At 58.5% G+C, this 17,466-nt stretch carries 17 protein-coding genes; 9 read left to right on the top strand and 8 right to left on the bottom strand.

Features of this window, described 5'->3' with window-relative positions:
* Window positions 1-4: 4 nt before the first annotated feature.
* Window positions 5-841, top strand: a complete 837-nt coding sequence (locus tag HUV26_RS10410) for an MlaA family lipoprotein (protein WP_243451347.1) — start codon at window positions 5-7, stop codon at window positions 839-841.
* A gap of 130 nt (window positions 842-971) precedes the next feature.
* Here the strand turns inward: HUV26_RS10410 and HUV26_RS10405 are convergent, their stop codons facing one another.
* Entirely contained in the window at window positions 972-1,289 is a 318-nt protein-coding gene (locus HUV26_RS10405) for a cupin domain-containing protein (protein ID WP_174410028.1), read from the bottom strand.
* A 270-nt stretch (window positions 1,290-1,559) separates the two neighbouring features.
* On the opposite strand from HUV26_RS10405, the gene HUV26_RS10400 reads away from it, so the two are divergent.
* From HUV26_RS10400 to HUV26_RS10380, 5 genes are all read left to right on the top strand, one after another.
* Entirely contained in the window at window positions 1,560-1,844 is a 285-nt protein-coding gene (locus HUV26_RS10400) for a LysO family transporter (RefSeq protein ID WP_174410027.1), read from the top strand.
* On the top strand, window positions 1,834-2,433 hold the full coding sequence (locus tag HUV26_RS10395; RefSeq protein ID WP_174410026.1) for a LysO family transporter: 600 nt from the start codon (window positions 1,834-1,836) through the stop codon (window positions 2,431-2,433). The genes HUV26_RS10400 and HUV26_RS10395 overlap by 11 nt, the downstream gene beginning before the upstream one ends.
* A 179-nt stretch (window positions 2,434-2,612) precedes the next feature.
* Window positions 2,613-3,353 (top strand): basic amino acid ABC transporter substrate-binding protein, encoded by a 741-nt coding sequence (locus HUV26_RS10390; protein ID WP_174410025.1) that lies wholly within the window; start codon window positions 2,613-2,615, stop codon window positions 3,351-3,353.
* A 96-nt stretch (window positions 3,354-3,449) separates the two neighbouring features.
* Window positions 3,450-4,241, top strand: coding sequence for an amino acid ABC transporter permease (locus tag HUV26_RS10385; RefSeq protein WP_174410024.1), 792 nt, complete (start codon window positions 3,450-3,452; stop codon window positions 4,239-4,241).
* Entirely contained in the window at window positions 4,228-4,971 is a 744-nt protein-coding gene (locus HUV26_RS10380; protein WP_174410023.1) for an amino acid ABC transporter ATP-binding protein, read from the top strand. Before HUV26_RS10385 ends, HUV26_RS10380 begins: the two co-directional genes overlap by 14 nt.
* A gap of 87 nt (window positions 4,972-5,058) precedes the next feature.
* Here the strand turns inward: HUV26_RS10380 and HUV26_RS10375 are convergent, their stop codons facing one another.
* The 4 genes from HUV26_RS10375 to HUV26_RS10360 all read right to left on the bottom strand — a co-directional run bounded on the left by HUV26_RS10375 (window position 5,059) and on the right by HUV26_RS10360 (window position 10,335).
* Window positions 5,059-5,787, bottom strand: a complete 729-nt coding sequence (locus HUV26_RS10375; RefSeq protein ID WP_174410022.1) for a sulfite exporter TauE/SafE family protein — start codon at window positions 5,785-5,787, stop codon at window positions 5,059-5,061.
* 156 nt (window positions 5,788-5,943) lie between these two features.
* Window positions 5,944-8,601 carry a [protein-PII] uridylyltransferase gene (glnD, locus tag HUV26_RS10370; protein WP_174410021.1) on the bottom strand — a complete coding sequence of 886 codons (2,658 nt, stop codon included), beginning with the start codon at window positions 8,599-8,601 and terminating at the stop codon, window positions 5,944-5,946.
* Window positions 8,602-8,684: 83 nt separating this feature from the next.
* Complete coding sequence (locus HUV26_RS10365) at window positions 8,685-9,023, bottom strand: P-II family nitrogen regulator (protein ID WP_174410020.1); 339 nt, start codon at window positions 9,021-9,023, stop codon at window positions 8,685-8,687.
* Between the two features lie 106 nt (window positions 9,024-9,129).
* Entirely contained in the window at window positions 9,130-10,335 is a 1,206-nt protein-coding gene (locus HUV26_RS10360) for an ammonium transporter (protein ID WP_174410019.1), read from the bottom strand.
* 443 nt (window positions 10,336-10,778) lie between these two features.
* On the opposite strand from HUV26_RS10360, the gene tpx reads away from it, so the two are divergent.
* Both tpx and HUV26_RS10350 read left to right on the top strand, forming a co-directional pair.
* Window positions 10,779-11,294, top strand: coding sequence for a thiol peroxidase (gene tpx, locus HUV26_RS10355; RefSeq protein WP_174410018.1), 516 nt, complete (start codon window positions 10,779-10,781; stop codon window positions 11,292-11,294).
* 356 nt (window positions 11,295-11,650) lie between these two features.
* Window positions 11,651-12,103 (top strand): hypothetical protein, encoded by a 453-nt coding sequence (locus HUV26_RS10350; RefSeq protein ID WP_174410017.1) that lies wholly within the window; start codon window positions 11,651-11,653, stop codon window positions 12,101-12,103.
* 121 nt (window positions 12,104-12,224) lie between these two features.
* On the opposite strand, the gene HUV26_RS10345 is transcribed toward HUV26_RS10350, so the two are convergent.
* Window positions 12,225-12,464, bottom strand: coding sequence for a hypothetical protein (locus tag HUV26_RS10345; protein WP_174410016.1), 240 nt, complete (start codon window positions 12,462-12,464; stop codon window positions 12,225-12,227).
* A 114-nt stretch (window positions 12,465-12,578) separates the two neighbouring features.
* Between HUV26_RS10345 and HUV26_RS10340 the strand changes: the two genes are divergently transcribed.
* Entirely contained in the window at window positions 12,579-14,753 is a 2,175-nt protein-coding gene (locus HUV26_RS10340) for a Tex family protein (protein WP_174410015.1), read from the top strand.
* A gap of 144 nt (window positions 14,754-14,897) precedes the next feature.
* On the opposite strand, the gene HUV26_RS10335 is transcribed toward HUV26_RS10340, so the two are convergent.
* Together HUV26_RS10335 and HUV26_RS10330 are read right to left on the bottom strand one after the other, a co-directional pair.
* Entirely contained in the window at window positions 14,898-16,562 is a 1,665-nt protein-coding gene (locus tag HUV26_RS10335) for an AMP-binding protein (protein ID WP_174410014.1), read from the bottom strand.
* Window positions 16,563-16,852: 290 nt separating this feature from the next.
* Window positions 16,853-17,410, bottom strand: a complete 558-nt coding sequence (locus HUV26_RS10330) for a helix-turn-helix domain-containing protein (protein ID WP_174410013.1) — start codon at window positions 17,408-17,410, stop codon at window positions 16,853-16,855.
* Window positions 17,411-17,466: the final 56 nt, after the last annotated feature.

Here is a 17,466-nt window from a genome sequence, read left to right as displayed (position 1 = left end):
GTCTATGAACCGAATCGCCCCCCTGCTGGCAACCTGCGCACTCCTCTTCACCCTCGCGCAGCCCGCCATGGCAGACCGCCAGCCTCCGCTTGCCTACTCCATGCCGGAGCTTTTGGCCAGCATGCCCCTGCTTGCCTCTGCGGATCAGGCTCAGGGCAGGCTCCACGCACGGACTTCCGGGCTTGCCACCTTTGATGACGATGCGGAATACGACCACGAAACAGCCCCCGGCATCAACGACCCCTTAGAGGGCTGGAACCGTTTCTGGTTCGGATTCAACGATACGCTCTACCTCGGCGTCCTGAAGCCCCTGCACAAGGGCTATTCCGCGGTCACTCCGTGGGAACTGCGCGCGGGCGTTTCCAACTTCTTCCACAACCTGCTCTACCCGGTGCGCTTCGTCAGTTCTGTCTTGCAGGGCAAATTCAATGAGGCTGCGGTAGAGACCGCCCGCTTTGTGGTGAACACCACGGCAGGATTCGGCGGACTCATGAATCCGGCGGCAGACAAGAAGGCACTCATCGAATACAGCCCGGATGAGGAAGACCTGGGACAAACCTTGGGCGTATGGGGCTTCGGAGAAGGCTTCTACATTGTGTGGCCCTTCATCGGTCCCTCCTCTCTGCGCGACTCAACGGGCATGGTGGGCGATTCCTTCCTCAACCCCGTCAGCTATGTCACGCCGTGGCATTCCTCTCTGGGACTCAAGGTGTACGACCAGTTCAATTCCTTTGACAAGCAGCTGGCCCAGTACGAAGAGATCAAGAAATCCGCCGTGGAACCCTACAGTGCCATCCGCAACGCATACGTGCAGTTGCGCCGTTCACGGGTAGCGCAGTAGCAGAAGCTGCGTTCTTTTTTGCAAAAGTTAAAGCCCGTCCGGAGCATACCGGACGGGCTTTTATGTGTATGGGATTTTTATCTATAGGTTTTTTATGGCAGCTGCTTCTTTGCATCTGCCATTTCCGCTGCTAGATGGGCGGAGCGATGGTCACCAGCACACTCATGTCGGTAATGGCGCGCACTCCGTGCGGTTTGCGGATTTCAGAGATGAGCACGTCCCCTGTTTCTGCGGGAATAACCGCGCCATTGTCTCCCAGAAACTCGCCGCGCCCCGCGATAACCACAATGGACAGTTCTCCGTCCAGATCGTGGCTGTGAATGGGCAACTGCTGGCCCGCCTTGAAGTTGAAATTCAGAATCTTAAAATTCTCGGACTCATGCACCAGATGCTTGTGAAATCCGGTATCCCTGTAGTCACGTACCTGCGTAAGACTCGTCTTCTTCATAATGATTCTCCCGGGCATACGCCCTAGTTACCTGATTTACTTCGTCCGCACCCCCAATATAGTCACTCGGAACAAGGGGGATGTGATAAAGGTCACAACAAGGCACATCTTTGCAAAAAACCTCCTGTCCCCAATCCGGGCAGGCTGCCCGGATTGACTTCTCCGCCCATGCGGTATACCCGCAGCAGAACCGGATAGGGCCGGGGGCCTTGCACAAAAGAAAAATGCGGCCATCCTCCCTGCACCATTCGACATTCAAGGAGCAACCGCGTGTTTCTGGAAGTAGGCTGCATTGTCGCTGGCATCCCGCTTGGCTATGCCTTACGCAGGCGGGAAAAGGTGATTTACACCGTAGACAAGCTGACCATGTGGGCCATATACGGCCTGCTCTTCCTGCTGGGCGTCTCTCTGGGCTCCGATGCGGAACTCATTCGCCAGCTTGGCACCATCGGCGCGCAGGCGTTTGCCATAAGCCTGAGCTGCCTTGCAGGCAGCGTTGCCGCCGTATGGTTGCTGGATCGCTTTATTCTGCGGGGGCGGCTGGATGAAAGGTAGTCTCATCATTCTGGGGTTCTTTCTGGCAGGCTGCCTGTCCGGCAGGCTGGACCTTCTGCCCGGCTGGCTCGCCGATGGCGCCCTCGCAAGCTACGCCCTCTACGCTCTGCTCTTCCTTGTAGGCATGTCCATGGGGTTTGATACCCGCAGCTGGCGCATCCTGCGGGAACTGCACGTTAAGGTGCTGCTTGTGCCCCTGTTCGTCATGGCCGGAACCTTTGCAGGGGCCGCCGCCATCTGGCCCTTTCTGGGCGACATGCCTCTTCGCCACGCCCTCGGTGTGGGGGCGGGATTCGGCTACTACTCCCTGTCCAGCATCATGATATCCAAGATGGTCAGCCCGGTGCTTGGCTCTGTGGCGCTGCTGTCCAACATCATACGAGAACTCACCACCCTGCTTGCCGCTCCCCTGCTTGCACGGCACTTCGGCAAGCTTGGCCCGGTGGCTGCCGGGGGTGCCACATCCATGGACACCTGCCTGCCCATCATCGTGCGCTTTTCCGGAGAACGCTACGGCATCATCGCCGTGTTCAGCGGCATGTTCCTTACTGTTGCCGTTCCCCTGCTGGTCACGTTCATCTTCAGTTGACCGCGCAAACGCCCCGGAGATAACACCCCGGTGTCATGCAAAAAATCGATGTCACAACACTCGCCAGTGCACCGGAATTGACGAAATTGACGAATTTGCATTGACAATTTGCCTGTTCGCGTACAACAAAGACAGGTATCCATTTTCCACATAATTCAAGTAGTTCAGGAGAGACAAGGATGCTGAAGAAGACCCTGCTTACACTGCTGGCCGTGCTTATGACCGCCAATCTGGCCTTTGCCGCAAAGCCCATTGTCATCGCCCACGACGCCACTTGGCCGCCCATGGAGTTCATCAATGCTGAAAAGCAGATCGTTGGCTACTCCGTGGATTACACAGATGCCATCGCCAAGGAACTGGGCATCACGGTTGAGCATAAGAACGTGGCCTGGGACGGCATCTTCGCCGGTCTTGCCAACGGCAACTACGACATGATCGCCTCTTCCGTGTCCATCACCGAAGAGCGCAAAGAAAAGTTCGACTTCACCACCCCCTACTTTGAAGTGAAGCAGGCCGTCATCCTTGCTGCCGACTCCGCTGCTGCCACCCTTGCCGACCTCAAGGGCAAGACCGTCGGTGGCCAGATAGGCACCACCGGCGTCTTTGTGGCCAAAAAGGACGGCGGCGTTGTCACCAAGGAATTTGATGAAGTGGGCCACGCCGTTGAAGCCCTGTTCACCGGTCGTATCGATGCAGCCATCTGCGACGACGTAACCGCATACGACTACGTGCTGAACAACGAAAAGTATTCCGGAAAGCTGAAGGTCGGCTTCATCGTGGAAGCGGACGAAAAGGAATACTATGGTTTTGTTGTTAAAAAGGGTAACACCGAACTGCTGAACCTGCTGAACAAGGGAATTGAAGCAGTAAAGGCCAAGGGCATAGAAGCTGAACTCCGCGAAAAGTGGGTCGGCAAATAACCTTTCGGAATACATGAATATAGCGGGACTGGTGCTGGTGTGCCAGTCCCTTGCTTTTGTAAGCACCCAAAAGACCACAATCCCCCAGAGCAGCCCATGACTGTAGAAAAAAAAGAGGTGCGCATAGCGGTAACGGATGGCATGCTCATCCCGTCCAGCAAAGACAAAACCCTTGTCTCCGCATGGACCATTTCGCTATGCCTTGCCATCGGCACAATTTTATACCTATGTATAACGCAGCCCAAACCATACTACGAAATTCTTAAATTCCTGCCGGATGGCATAATTGTCACCTTTCAGGTTACCATCTCTGCCATATTCGTCACCATTCCCATAGGTCTGGTTACCGGACTGGGCCGTCTCTCCAAAAACAGGGCCATCAATCTCATCGCCTCCACGTATGTGGAAGTCATCCGCGGCATCCCACTGCTCGTTCAGCTCTTTTTCATCTATTACGCTCTCGGAGAGTTCTTCCAGCTACCGGACCTCGCCTCCGCCGTCATCGCCATGAGTGTCTGCTACGGGGCCTATATGGGCGAAGTATTCCGCGCCGGCATAGACGCCATTGACAAGGGACAGACTGAAGCAGCCCGCTCTCTGGGATTCAACCCCCGCGAGACTATGTTCCTAGTGGTTCTGCCGCAGGCGTGGCGCACCATTCTGCCCCCCGTGGGCAACGAATTCATCGCCCTGCTCAAAGACTCCTCCCTTGTCTCCATCCTCGCGGTTTCCGAGCTGTTCCGCCGCGGCAGGGAATACGCCTCCGTTACCTTTGAGTATTTTGAGGCCTACCTGATGGTGGCCCTCATCTATCTTCTCATCACCCTGCTGCTGTCCAAGGCGGTCAGCATCATGGAAGCCAGGCTGAACTACTATGACGAACGCTAATACCCCCATCATACAGATCCAAAACGTCTACAAGTTCTTCGGACAGCTTACCGCGCTCAACGACGTGTGTCTGGATATCCAGCCCGGCGAAAAAGTGGTGGTCATCGGCCCTTCCGGTTCGGGAAAGTCCACCATGCTGCGCTCCATCAACCGGCTGGAAACAGTGAATAAAGGGAAAATAATCGTAGACGGGCAGGATGTGAACGACCCCGCCAACGACATAAACGCCATCCGGCAGGAGCTGGGCATGGTGTTTCAGAGCTTCAACCTTTTCCCGCACAAGACCGTCATGGGCAACCTGACCATGGCCCCCATGCGCCTGAAAAAAATGCCCAAGGACGAAGCAGAGGCTCGCGCACTGGCCCTGCTCAAGAAAGTGGGCATATCCGAAAAGGCCAACATGTACCCCTCCAATCTCTCCGGCGGGCAGCAGCAGCGTGTGGCCATTGCCCGCGCGCTGGCCATGAATCCCAAGATCATGCTCTTTGACGAGCCCACCTCCGCACTGGACCCGGAAATGATCGGCGAAGTGCTGGACGTTATGGTCAATCTCGCCAAGGAGGGCATGACCATGGTCTGCGTAACGCACGAAATGGGCTTTGCCCGTGAAGTGGCGGACCGCATCGTGTTCATGGATAAGGGGCAGGTTCTGGAAGTGGGCACCCCGGAGCACTTCTTCACCGCACCGGAACACCCCCGCCTGCAAAAATTCCTCGAACAGATCCTGTAGCCAGCACACCACAAGACAACAAGAGCCGCCTTCCGGATGAAAGGCGGCTCTTTTTCCATGTCAGAAAGAAGCTGGGACAGCCGTGCTTCACGCTCCTGCAGAATACAGCATCATGCCCCCCATAGCGGCAAGCAGGATAAAAAGCATACGCCTGTAGGAATGCTCCCCGATGCGGCGCGAAACAATAATGCCCGTATGCGCTCCCAACCACACTGCCGGAGCGGCAACAGCCACCAGCAGCATCACCCGCATGTTCCACATGCCGGAGGCCATGTGCGCCAGAGCGGAAACAACGCACACGGCGAGAAAAAAACAGGCCAGCGTGGCCTTCACCGCATCCTTGGGCCAGCCGGACAACGTGGTATAAACCACCGTAGGTGGCCCGCCCGCGCCAAAAGCCGCGCCAAAGGCCCCGGAGCAAAACCCGGCCACGTATCCCCATAACTGCGAAAGGCCGCGCAGCCTTGCCCGCTCCCAGAACAGGCCGTATGCGGCATAGGCCAGCAAAAACACGCCCATCCCTGTCTTCATGGCATGCCCGGGCACAAGGCGCAGCAGCACCACCCCGACCAGCACACCGGGCAAGGCCCCTACAAACAGCGGGCGTAACCGGTTCCTGTCCGCAAACCTGCGGTAGCTCCATCCCAGTTGTGCGTTGAGCATAGTACCGCACAATACGGACATTGCCACCGCAGAAGGAAAATCCAGATACATGGTGATGAAAGGAATGGCCACCAGCGCAGACCCGAACCCCGTCACGCCTTGCAGGAACCCTGCAACCGCGTAAACGGCGGCAGTCATAATATACTCGTTCATGCCCGTCTCCCGCCTGTCTTCTAAAAAACACGCATACTACACAGGCACGCAAAGGCTGGCAATGCAGGCACCGCAAAGTGCCCAACCCGACTGGCAAAATAAGCGGCTCCGCTGAGAGAAGCGGGAATCAACATGCGTTCCCGCGCACCGGGTTGCTCACTGCCGCAGAGCATGCATAAGAGCGTTGCGCACCTCGCTCACCTGCTCTGCATCCGTCAGTTTCTGCCCGTAGGTATCGCGCACGGAAAAACTGTCATTGGTCCGGGAACCCAGCGTGGCAATCTTGGCAAAAAGAATATCCAGCCGCATGGCCTGAAGCGTCCTCGCCACGTCATACAGCAACGCGGGCCGGTCAGGGGCGGCTATCTCGATGACGGTGTGGAAGTCCGACAGGCCGTTGTCTATGTTCACCGCCACATCGTTATGGCCCGTATGCACGGGAAAGGTGCTCCGTTTCTGGTCAATACGGTACTCCAGCGAGAGCTTACCGGTAAGCGCGTACTGGATGGACCCGCGTACTTTGACCCAGAATTCCCGTGCGTACAGGGGGTCCGGGGGCGCGGAGACATGAAAGATATCCACAACGGTCCCGTCACGCCAGACAAAGGCATCCGCTGCGTACACGCGCAGGTTGTGCAGTGCCAGCACGCCTGCCACCGTGGCAAAAAGGCCGTGCTGATCACGGGCCACCACCACAAGCTCCCACACATCACTCTGTCTTCCTTCCAGCGGTCTTGGATCAAGCAGCACAATACCCCGTGCCGCCCTCTCCTCGCTGAGCCGCCGTTTCGCATCAGTAATCTCACGCGCCAGTTCACGGGCAAGGGCCATATGCCGAAGAATGTCTTCCGGATCCACCACCAGCGCATACCGGGTGGGCAGCATTTCCAGCAACGCCATCCCTTCATCGCCGGATACGGGCGCACCGCCCTGACCGAGCAGCGCTTCCACCCGGCGGCGGGTATCGTTTATGGTCCGGGCAGAAAGCGGCGTGGCAAGGGTGTTGTCGCGCAGCATGTTGGCAACCTTACCATACAGCTCCTCCAGCAGCGAAGCGGACCACTGACTCCACGCCTTGGGTCCGGTTGCCCGGGAATCTCCGTAGGTGAGCAGATACAACAGGTCCAGCCGCTCCTGCGTGCCTATAATCCCGGCGCAGTGCGCCACCACAGACTCATCCGAAAGGTCGCGCCTGTGCGCGGTACGGGCGAGCAGCAGATGGTGCTCCACCAGAAAGACCACTTCGTCCACCACGGCCTCCGGCATACCCCACGCCGTAAGCTGTGACCGGGCCATCTCCGCTCCCTTGGCGGAATGGGACGAGGCATCCGCCCCGCCCTTGCCAAGGTCATGGAACAGGGCTCCCAGCATCAGGGTGGTAGTATCCCGCAGCCCGTTCCAGAGCGGGGTGAATTTGGGATGTCCGTCCACCGGCAGGCTTTCCAGATAGCGAAGCGCAAACAGGGTATGCTGCCCCACGGGATAGGTATGAAACCCGTCAAACTGCACCCTGTCGCGCACTCTGCCAAAATCAGGCAGCAGCACGGAGAGCATGCCCACGCCCACCATCTGCTCCAGAATATCAAAGGCACGCCCCGAAGTGAGAATGGTCACCAGCACGTTGCGTATGCCGCTCAGTTCCGCCAGCCTGGCGGGGGCTTCTGTCACCAGACGCGCCAGCACCTGCCGCGTTTCCCATGCCAGCACGGGAATCCCTTCGCACTGAACATTGGCGGCAAGAGTAAGCGCTTCCAATGCGAGATGCGGCTGTTCAAAAAGTGCCTGAGGGGGGCATACATGCACCACGTTGCCCTGCACATGCACACTTCCTGCCGCAGGCGCGCAGCCAAGAACAGCCTCGTCCGCATCGCCTGCCACAGAGCGGAACGCTGCCGCAAGGGCCTTGATATCCCCCATACACCGGTGCAGATCGCTCAGGAAAAGCTCCACCGCCAGCATACCGTCCCTGTCGGCGTAGCCCATGCGCGTGGCGATTTCCGGTTGCAGGTCAACGTGCAGTTGATCGCTCTTGCGACGGCTGAGCACATGCAGGCGGTTGCGCACGCTGTGCAGAAAATCCACATTGCGCTCAAGCAGCGCGTAATCCTCGTCACTGAATCCGGCGAGGCGCATCACGCCGCATACATCGCCCGTGCCTCCGCGCAGCCGTGCAAGCCACAGCAGCCTGTGGTAATCGCGCAGCCCGCCCACGCCCTCCTTCAGGTTCGGCTCCAGCAGCATGGCTCCGTCGCCGTGTGTCGCCAGCCGCTGCGCATGCTCCTCGTCCAGCCATTGCAGAAAGGCCTTTTCCCGCCGGGCAAGCACCTTCTCGCGCATGCGCTCCTGCAGTTCCTCAAAAATGGAAGCATCTCCCGTCACAAACCGCGCGTCCAGCAGCGAGCAGAGCACCTTGTTGTCTTTGGCGCCCAGCTTCACGCAATCCGCAATGGTCCGAAAACCGTGCCCCAGCGTGTATCCGGCATCCCACAGCGGCAGAAACAGAGGCTGCGCAACATCTATGGCCTGCGGAGGAATACTGCGTCGGCACAGGATGATGATATCAATGTCAGATCCCACGCACATTTCCCCGCGCCCGTAGCCGCCCACGGCCACAAGGGCCAGTTTCAGCCTGTCCGCGCCGGTTTCCACCACGCGGGTCTGGAAATAGGTATCCAGCAAACGGGAAAAAGCCCTTTCGAAACGCTGGGTTGTCGATAAGGGCAAGGCACTGAGATCGGGGATAAGTGAAGCCCGTCCGGCGGCAAGAGCCTTTATGGCATCACCGCCGGACGGGTTTAGAATGTCTTTAACCATGCGCAATGCGTATCAAGTTTGCCATGAGATGTCACCTTTCGCGGCATCACCGACTGCGTTTACGCATCGGCCAGAGGTGGGCCTTAAATGGCTTCCTGTCCTGTTTCACCGGTACGGATGCGCACCACGTCTTCCACGGGAATGATGAATATCTTGCCATCACCCACCTTGCCGGTGCGGGCGGCGTTGCTCACGGCGTCTATGACCTGCTTCACCAGCGGATCATCCACCACAACTTCCACCTTGACCTTGGGCATGAAGTCCACCTGGTACTCAGCCCCGCGGTATACTTCCTTATGCCCGCGCTGGCGTCCAAAACCCTTCACTTCCGTAACGGTCATGCCCTTTATGTCCAGCCCGGTCAGGGCCATTTTCACATCGTCCAACTTGAAGGGACGGATAATGATCTCAATCTTCTTCATGATACCTTTCCTCTGTCAGCCCGTGCCGGGCCGGATGGTCTTGTGCAACGGAGCTGCAGCCCCGCAGTATTCTCACCCTAGGCCAGATTAACAATTCCGTCAAAACCTAACCGGTATATGCGGTTTCGTTGTGCTCGCTCACGTCCAGACCGGCCTGCTCGGCATCGGCATCCACACGCAGCCCCATCACCAGATCAATGGCCTTGAAGAGGAACAGGCTCATCAGGTAGCAGAACAGCCAGGTCGCGATAACAGATACGAACTGCACCCAGAGCTGGCCCGGAGCACCATGCAGCAGGCCGTTCACGCCGCCATACTGCTCGGCCGCCCATATGCCTGTGGCAAGAGCGCCCCACGTGCCGCCCACGCCGTGAATACCTACCACGTCAAGGGCGTCATCATACTTGAAAACCTTCTTGAGCAGAATACCGCCGAAGCAGAGTCCACCTGCGCCAAGCCCGATAATGAGTGCGGGCATGGGCCCCACAAAACCTGCCGCAGGGGTTATGGCCACAAGCCCCGCCACTGCGCCGGAAGCCGCACCCAGCGTGGTGGGCTTGCCGCTGTGCATCCATTCTATAATCACCCAGCTTACTGCAGCGGCTGCGGCAGCGATATGCGTGGTTACAAAGGCCATCACGGCCACGCCGTCTGCAGCAAGTGCGGAACCGGCGTTAAACCCGAACCAGCCGAACCAGAGAATACCCGCGCCCAGCACAGTCATGGGCAGGTTATGCGGCACAAAGGCCATCTTTCCATACCCGCGCCTGCGGCCCAGCACATGCGCCGCGGCAAGGGCTGCTGCAGCGGAACTCATATGCACCACGGCTCCGCCCGCAAAGTCCAGAGCGCCCATGCTGTGCATCCAGCCGCCGCCCCACACCCAGTGACACATGGGCGCGTAGACCAGCAGTATCCACAGCACGCTGAACACCACCATGGAACTGAACTTGATGCGTTCCGCAAACGCACCCGAGATAAGCGCCGGAGTAATGATAGCGAACATACACTGAAAAATCATAAACAGGGCGTGCGGAATGGTATCCGCAGGCCCGGGCTCCACGCCCACCCCATTGAGGAACAGATAGTCCAGACCGCCTATGATGCCGCCATGGTCCGTACCAAACGAAAGGGAATAGCCCACGCTCACCCAGACAAGAGTGACAACACCCAGCAGGAAAAAGCTGTGCATGACCGTGGAAAGCACGTTCTTGGAGCGTACAAGCCCTCCGTAAAACAGTGCCAGCCCGGGAGTCATGAACATAACCAGTGCCGCACAGATGATGATAAAGGCGGTATCCGCCGCGTTCATAATGGAGCCTCCTCGTTTACCGGTTCTGGTTGGTGAAAATGGCCGGAGAAGCTCGTCCCGCACTGCTCAGACAACAAAGCGGCACCCCGCACTCCCGCAGACATAACGGCGTAACAGGCAAGAGCCATGCCAGAACCCGGCGAGCAACCAACGACAACAGTTTGCGCAATACGCCACATCACACGACTTGTCTTTTTATTCAAAATTGTAATTTTTGCATGTTAGTGTTTTACACAATTGTTAAATAGCATTCGATTTTGTACATCCATAATTGTATCTGACTGACGCACGGCAGCTACCAACTTTTTTTGATGAGAATGGTTCCCATTTTTCTTCCGATGTCATATAGTCAGTAGTCAGTGGTTCACAATCCACAGTGCAGGCCTTAAACCTTCCACTGTCGAAAAAAATAGACACCACACTTGCATTCAAGGAGAATTTTCATGATCGAACGTACCGGCGCCATTACCTTCAAAGGAACCCCGCTGACCCTGCAGGGAGCCCCCGTTGCCGTGGGAGACAAAGCTCCGGACTTCACGGTTCTGGGCAACGACCTCTCACCCAAGACCCTTGCAGACTACAAAGGAAAGGTGCTTATCATCTCAGCCGTCCCCTCACTGGACACCCCCGTATGCGATGTGGAAACACGCCGCTTTAATCAGGAAGCAGCCAAACTTGGCTCTGATGTGGCTGTTCTGACCATCTCGGCCGACCTTCCTTTCGCCCAGTCCCGCTGGTGCGGTGCTGCGGGCATCGACGCCGTCACCACCCTTTCCGACCACAGAGATATGTCCTTCGGCGCAGCCTACGGGCTTATTATCAAAGAACTGCGCCTGCTTACACGCGCTGTTCTGGTGGTGGACAAACAGGGCCTGATCACCTACCTGCAAATCGTGCCGGAGGTAGCCCACGAACCCAACTACGATGCCGTCATCGCGGCTGCCCGAGCCTCCATGTAGTGTTTGCAGCGCTCCGCACAGGAGTGCACACAAAAATGAAGAGAGGCGGTTACACTTCTGTGTGACCGCCTTTACATTTTTGTACAAATTAATACCTGCACGTCTCGCACCCACGCAAGGGCAAATGACCGGCCATCTCCCGCCCCTGCGCTTGCGTCTGAAAGCGGCATGCAGTAGGTTCGCCTCTCAGCAAAGAACCGCAGACAGAACCTGTACCGACCACTGCCAATCCCCTTCACCGCGCCTCTCAGCGCTCCAAAGCGGCGCTGCAAGGAGTTTCAGGGGATTCGCAGCAAACAGTGCCACAAGCAAAAGACGTACGTAGCACCACGCCCATTGTACCGAAGGACCACGCCATGAACACGCACGACATTCGCGAACACATCTCACGCACCGTACTTGCCCGCCTGTCCGATTCCAACCTTCGCCGCGCCGAGGCGCTGGATGATTTCATGGGCGTGACCATGCCTTCCGTGGACGGACGCGCCGCCCGTCAGATTTCCCCGCTGGTGCCGGAAATTCCCGCCGCCGTGTATGCAAAGTGGGTAGGTATGTTCGCCGACCGTCTGCTGGAAACCGTGCCGATTGAGCAACTGACAGAACTATGCGGCGGAACAGAAGAAAACAACGCCACCATCGCGCTGGTATATGTCATGTTCATGGAATCGGAGCGTATGGAAAAACAGGTGGCTGAGGACCTTGCCCGTCTGGGCATGGAGCAGGCAGAGCAGGACGATGTGGGCAACACGCTGGCAGAGTATCTTCGGGCCAAGCTTGCCAGCATGCGCGGAGACCTGCCGCCGCAATAGCGGGACCGCTCATGCGGCCCCGCTGCAAAGGCTTATCGTGTTGCTGACAAACCGGACAGGCCGCCCATACCTTCAGCGCAGGAACATGAAGGACAGCCTCCCGCCGGACTGCCTCACTGTATCAGGCCATACGCTCCACGCGCAGTCCGTTGTCGTCTGCGGAAAGAAGGTAGCGCGTGCCGCCACTTTCCAGTTCAAGGTTCATGCCCGGAAAAAGCGTTGCCCGCGAGGACCATTCGTCATCCACAAATACATCCCTCGCGCCGCCGCTTTCCTCGTAGCGCACCACCATGCCTCCGGCCAGCGTAGCCATCTCGGCCTCCCGGATACAAACGGGGAAATCAGAATCAGTATAGTTCATGCCCATCCTCCTTTTCGTTGCGTACGCACCACCTGAGGGTACAGCACCCTTCACGAAAAACAATGTAAGCACATACTAGCACACGACAACCTCCTGATGCAAAAAGAAACGTACATGAATGCCAGCACACTACGCATTGCCGAAGAACTGAAGCTCTCCGCCTCCAAAGTAGACGCCGTAATAGCCCTGCTGCAGGAAGGGGCAACCATCCCCTTCATGGCGCGCTACCGCAAAGAGCTTACCGGCGGCATGGACGAAGTGGTCCTCGCAGCCCTGCGTGACCGCCACGAGCAGATTATTGAACTGGAAAAACGTCGCACGGCCATCATGCAGTCTCTGCAGGAACGCGAGCTGCTCACTCCTGCATTGCAGACAGCCCTTGGCAACGCCCAAACCCTTGCCGTCCTTGAAGACATCTACCTGCCTTACCGCCCCAAACGGCGCACCCGCGCCCAAATCGCCCGGGAGCGCGGTCTGGAACCGCTGGCAGACCTGCTGTGGCGGCAGTCGCCGGAAGACATTCCCGCCCGTCTGGCAGAAGCCTTCATCGCACCGCAGAATGATGTTCCCGATGCGGAGACCGCCCTCGCCGGTGCCCGCGACATCCTTGCGGAACGCATCAGCGAAGACGCAGAAACACGCAGGGTTATGCGCCTCATGTTCACCATGCGCGGCGAAATAGTTTCCACCCGTGCAAGAACAACCAAGGAAACCGCCGGCGAATCACAGGCAAAGGGTAAAGATGACCCCTCCGCCACCTACCGTGACTACTTCGAGTGGAAAGAACCTGTGCGCACCGCGCCCGGCCACCGCATTCTGGCCATGCTGCGGGGTGAACGGGAAAACGTGCTCTCTCTTTCCGTCCGCCCGGATGAAGCACAGGCCCTCACAGCGCTGAAAGGGCATTTTATCACCACTGCCAATGCCTGCTCGCGCGAAGTGGCCCTTGCCGTGGAAGACGGTTACCGACGCCTGCTCGCTCCCTCCATGGAAAACGAAACCCGCACCCTGCTCAAAACCAGGGCCGATGAAGAAGCCATCGCCGTATTCGCAGCCAACCTGCGCGAACTCCTGCTCGCCCCCCCGCTGGGGCAAAAACGCATTCTCGCACTGGACCCCGGCTTCCGTACCGGAGCCAAGCTGGTCTGTCTGGATGCGCAGGGCGCCCTGCTGCACACGGAGACCATCTACCCCGTCACTGGCGGCCCGCGCGCAGAAGAAGCCAGCGTGCGCGTGCGCTCTCTCGTGGAGCGCTTCGCTGTGGAGGCCATCGCCATAGGCAACGGCACCGCCTCCCGCGAGACGGAAGCCTTTGTCCGCTCGCTTGGGCTCCCTGCCGCCATTCCTGTGGTCATGGTCAATGAAAGCGGAGCATCGGTCTATTCCGCATCCGAAACAGCCCGCCGCGAATTTCCCGATCACGATATCACTGTGCGCGGCGCGGCCTCCATCGGCAGGCGCCTTGCCGACCCGCTGGCAGAGCTGGTGAAAATCGACCCCAAATCCATCGGCGTAGGGCAGTACCAGCATGACGTGGATCAAGCCGCGCTTAAAAAGGCGCTGGAAGACGTGGTCGTCTCCTGCGTGAACAGCGTGGGCGTGGAACTGAACACGGCCAGTGCTGAGCTGCTGTCCCATGTTTCCGGTCTGGGGCCTGCCCTTGCGCAGAATATCGTGGCGCACCGCACAGAGAACGGCCCTTTCCGGTCACGCAAAGAACTCCTGAAGGTCAAACGGCTCGGTCCCAAGGCCTTTGAACAGTGCGCAGGGTTTCTGCGCATCCATGATGCGGCCGACCCGCTGGACGCCTCGGCCGTGCACCCCGAATCGTACCCTGTGGTGCAGGCTATGGCCAAAGAACTGGGCTGCCATGTGGCCGATCTCATGCGCGATGCTGCCCTGCGCGACAAAATCCATCTGGAACGCTATGTTTCGGGCAACGTGGGCCTGCCCACACTACGTGATATCATGGCTGAACTTGCCCGCCCCGGGCGCGATCCCCGGCCCCCCTTCACCGCCTTCTCCTTTGCGGAAGGCGTGCACGAGATCAGCGACCTCTCCCCCGGCATGGTCCTGCCCGGTATCGTCACCAACGTCACCAAGTTCGGAGCGTTCGTGGATATCGGCGTGCATCAGGACGGCCTTGTCCACGTCTCCCAACTTGCCGACACCTTCGTGAAGGACCCCGCGCAGGTCGTGCGGGTGCAGCAGCGGGTGCAGGTGCGTGTGCTGGAGGTGGACGCCCCCCGCAAGCGCATCAGCCTGTCCATGAAGGGGCTTCGCGCGTAGCCGCCCCTTGCCTCTTCCCATACATAACGCCCCGCCGTGCGGTCTGTACCGCACGGCGGGGCGATGTCTCATACCATAAACTTGTCAGCGAACCCATGGGGCGCAGGGTGGACGAACAGCCCCTTCCTTTCCCGCAATCCGGCTCTATGCCTTGGAAGCAGCCTCGTCCCGCTGGCGAATCTCCACCCGGCGTATCTTGCCGGAAATGGTCTTGGGCAATTCAGACACATAGTCGATGATGCGCGGATACTTGTACGGCGCGGTCACCTGCTTCACATGATCCTGCAACGCCTTGGTCAGTTCTTCCGAGGGTGCGAATCCGGGAGCCAGCACCACGGTTGCCTTGACTATCTGCCCGCGCAGTTCATCAGGAACGCCCGTCACCGCCGCCTCCACCACCGAGGGGTGCGATACCAGCGCAGATTCCACCTCAAAAGGCCCTATGCGGTAGCCGGAAGACTTGATGAGGTCGTCCACCCGTCCGAGAAACCAGAAGTACCCGTCCCCGTCCATCCACGCCTTGTCACCGGTATGGTAGTAGCCGTTCAGCATCACGGATGCCGTCTTCTCCGGGTCTTCCAGATAGCCGGTGAACAGCCCCACGGGTGCACCTTCCGCCACCCGGACGCATATCTCCCCTTCCTCACCGGGAGGACACTCATTGCCCTCCGCATCACGCAGAACAATGTCCCACCCCGGCGCAGCACGGCCAATAGAGCCGGGCTTGGCCTCCATAAACGGCAGCGTACATATCTGCAGGGTAGTCTCCGTCTGGCCGTACCCTTCATAAATGGGCAGCCCGGTCAGCCGTTTCCAGTCGCGGAATACGCTGTCGTTGAGCAGTTCCCCTGCCGTGGTGCAGTGGCGCAGCCGGGAAAGGTCGTAGCGGGCAAGCTCCTCACGCACCAGAAACCTGTAGACGGTGGGCGGCGCGCAAAACGTGGTTATACCATGCTCCGCAACCTGCTCCAGCAGGCGCGCAGGTTCAAACTTGCCGCGAAAATCCCAGACAAAAACCGTGGCACCGGACATCCACTGCCCGTAAAACTTGCCCCACACAGCCTTGCCCCATCCGGTATCAGCCAAGGTCAGATGCAGGTCACCCTCCCGCAGGTCGTGCCAGTACGCCCCGGTAACAAAATGGCCCAGCGGATAGGTGTGAATGTGCTCCACCATCTTGGGCATACCTGTGGTGCCGGAAGAAAAAAAGATGAGCAGAGGGTCAGTGTCGCATGCCAGCGCATCCCCTTCCGGTTTGGGGAAAACCGGCGATGCCTCGCGGGACAAGGCTTCATAGTCGTGCCAGCCTTCGGGCAGGTTTCCCCCCCCCACCTGCACAAGGCAATGGAGGCTTTCACATTCCGGCCTGGCCGCTTCCACCCGCCCGGTGATGGAACTGTCCACAATCATACCGCGAATGGCCGCCCTGTTCACCCGGAACACAATGTCCTTGGGAGTAAGCTGAGCGGGTGAAGGAACAGGCACCAATCCCAGCTTATGGCAGGCAAGCATGGATACCCAGAACTCAATACGCCGGTACAAAACCAGCATCACACGGTCGCCCTTGCGCAACCCTTTGTCGCGCAGGGCATTGGCAAGCCGGGCAGAAGCCTCCTTAAGCCACGCGAAGGTATAATCCCGGCGTATGCCATCATCGTCCACATGAACGATGGCCAGCGGATTGGCAAACTCCGTCTGCCCGTCCGCCATGCGGTCCAGATGATCAAAGGCAAAATTATAACGGGAAGGAAGCTCCAGCGCAAAACGCGCGAGCAGGTCCTTATAGCTGGAACAGGAAAGTTTCTGCATGGTCTGCATCCTTGAAAATGAAGGGCGGGGCGATCGTCCTGTAGTTTTTCAGTAAATTTGTCTCAGGATTCGTCATAAAACGATACGCCGCCATGAACACGGGTGCGGCGCAGTCGCCGCCAGTCTCTGCCGGAAAAGCCGGGCCGCGCGGGCCTGTTTCCATCCGGGTGCATCAGCCGCCTTCAGGGCAAGGGCTGATATGAACACGCCGCACAGCTCACGGAACAACTTCCGGAGCACGCCCGGCGGGAACACCGGCACGGCGGCTTACCGCCATGCCCGGATGGAAACTAGCTAATCACATCCAGAAACACCGCTTCCTCCTCGTTCAGACCGCGCAGCGCGTGGGGGATGGTGGAATCAAAATAGATGGAATCGCCCACCTCAAGCTCATGCCTGCGCTGGTCAAGCCATATCTCCAGCGTGCCCTTAAGCATATAAATAAATTCCTGCCCGCCGTGCTCGTTCCATACAAGCTCGTTTTCGTCCTTGGGCGGCACCGTCACCAAAAACGGCTCCATATGCTTATGAGTGAACCGGGAAGCCAGGTGAAAATAGTCGTAATCCGCCCGCCGCGCTACGCTCAAGCCCTGCCCTTTGCGCACAATGGTATAATCATGCAGGTGCGCCTCATGCCCGGCAATAAGGGCTGTCAAGTCCACACCACAGGCAGCGGCCACATCCTTGAGATAACTTACCGGTATCTCGGATTCGCCTTCTTCATACAACACCACTGTCTGCGGACGCACTCCCACCTTGGCGGCCAATTCCTCCACGGTAAGCCCCACAGACTCCCTCAGCCCCATAAGCCTCGGGGCTATTTCAACATACGCCTGTCCCCTTTCCATACACACTCCTTGTGACAAACAGAGGGATAGTCCCCGGAACTGCGGCCTAGGCCCGC

The organism is Desulfovibrio psychrotolerans (assembly GCF_013340305.1).
GTDB classification, from domain to species: Bacteria; Desulfobacterota; Desulfovibrionia; order Desulfovibrionales; family Desulfovibrionaceae; genus Halodesulfovibrio; species Halodesulfovibrio psychrotolerans.
The sequence above is the reverse complement of the archived record's forward strand: the minus strand, read 5'-3'. Positions and strand labels throughout refer to the sequence as shown.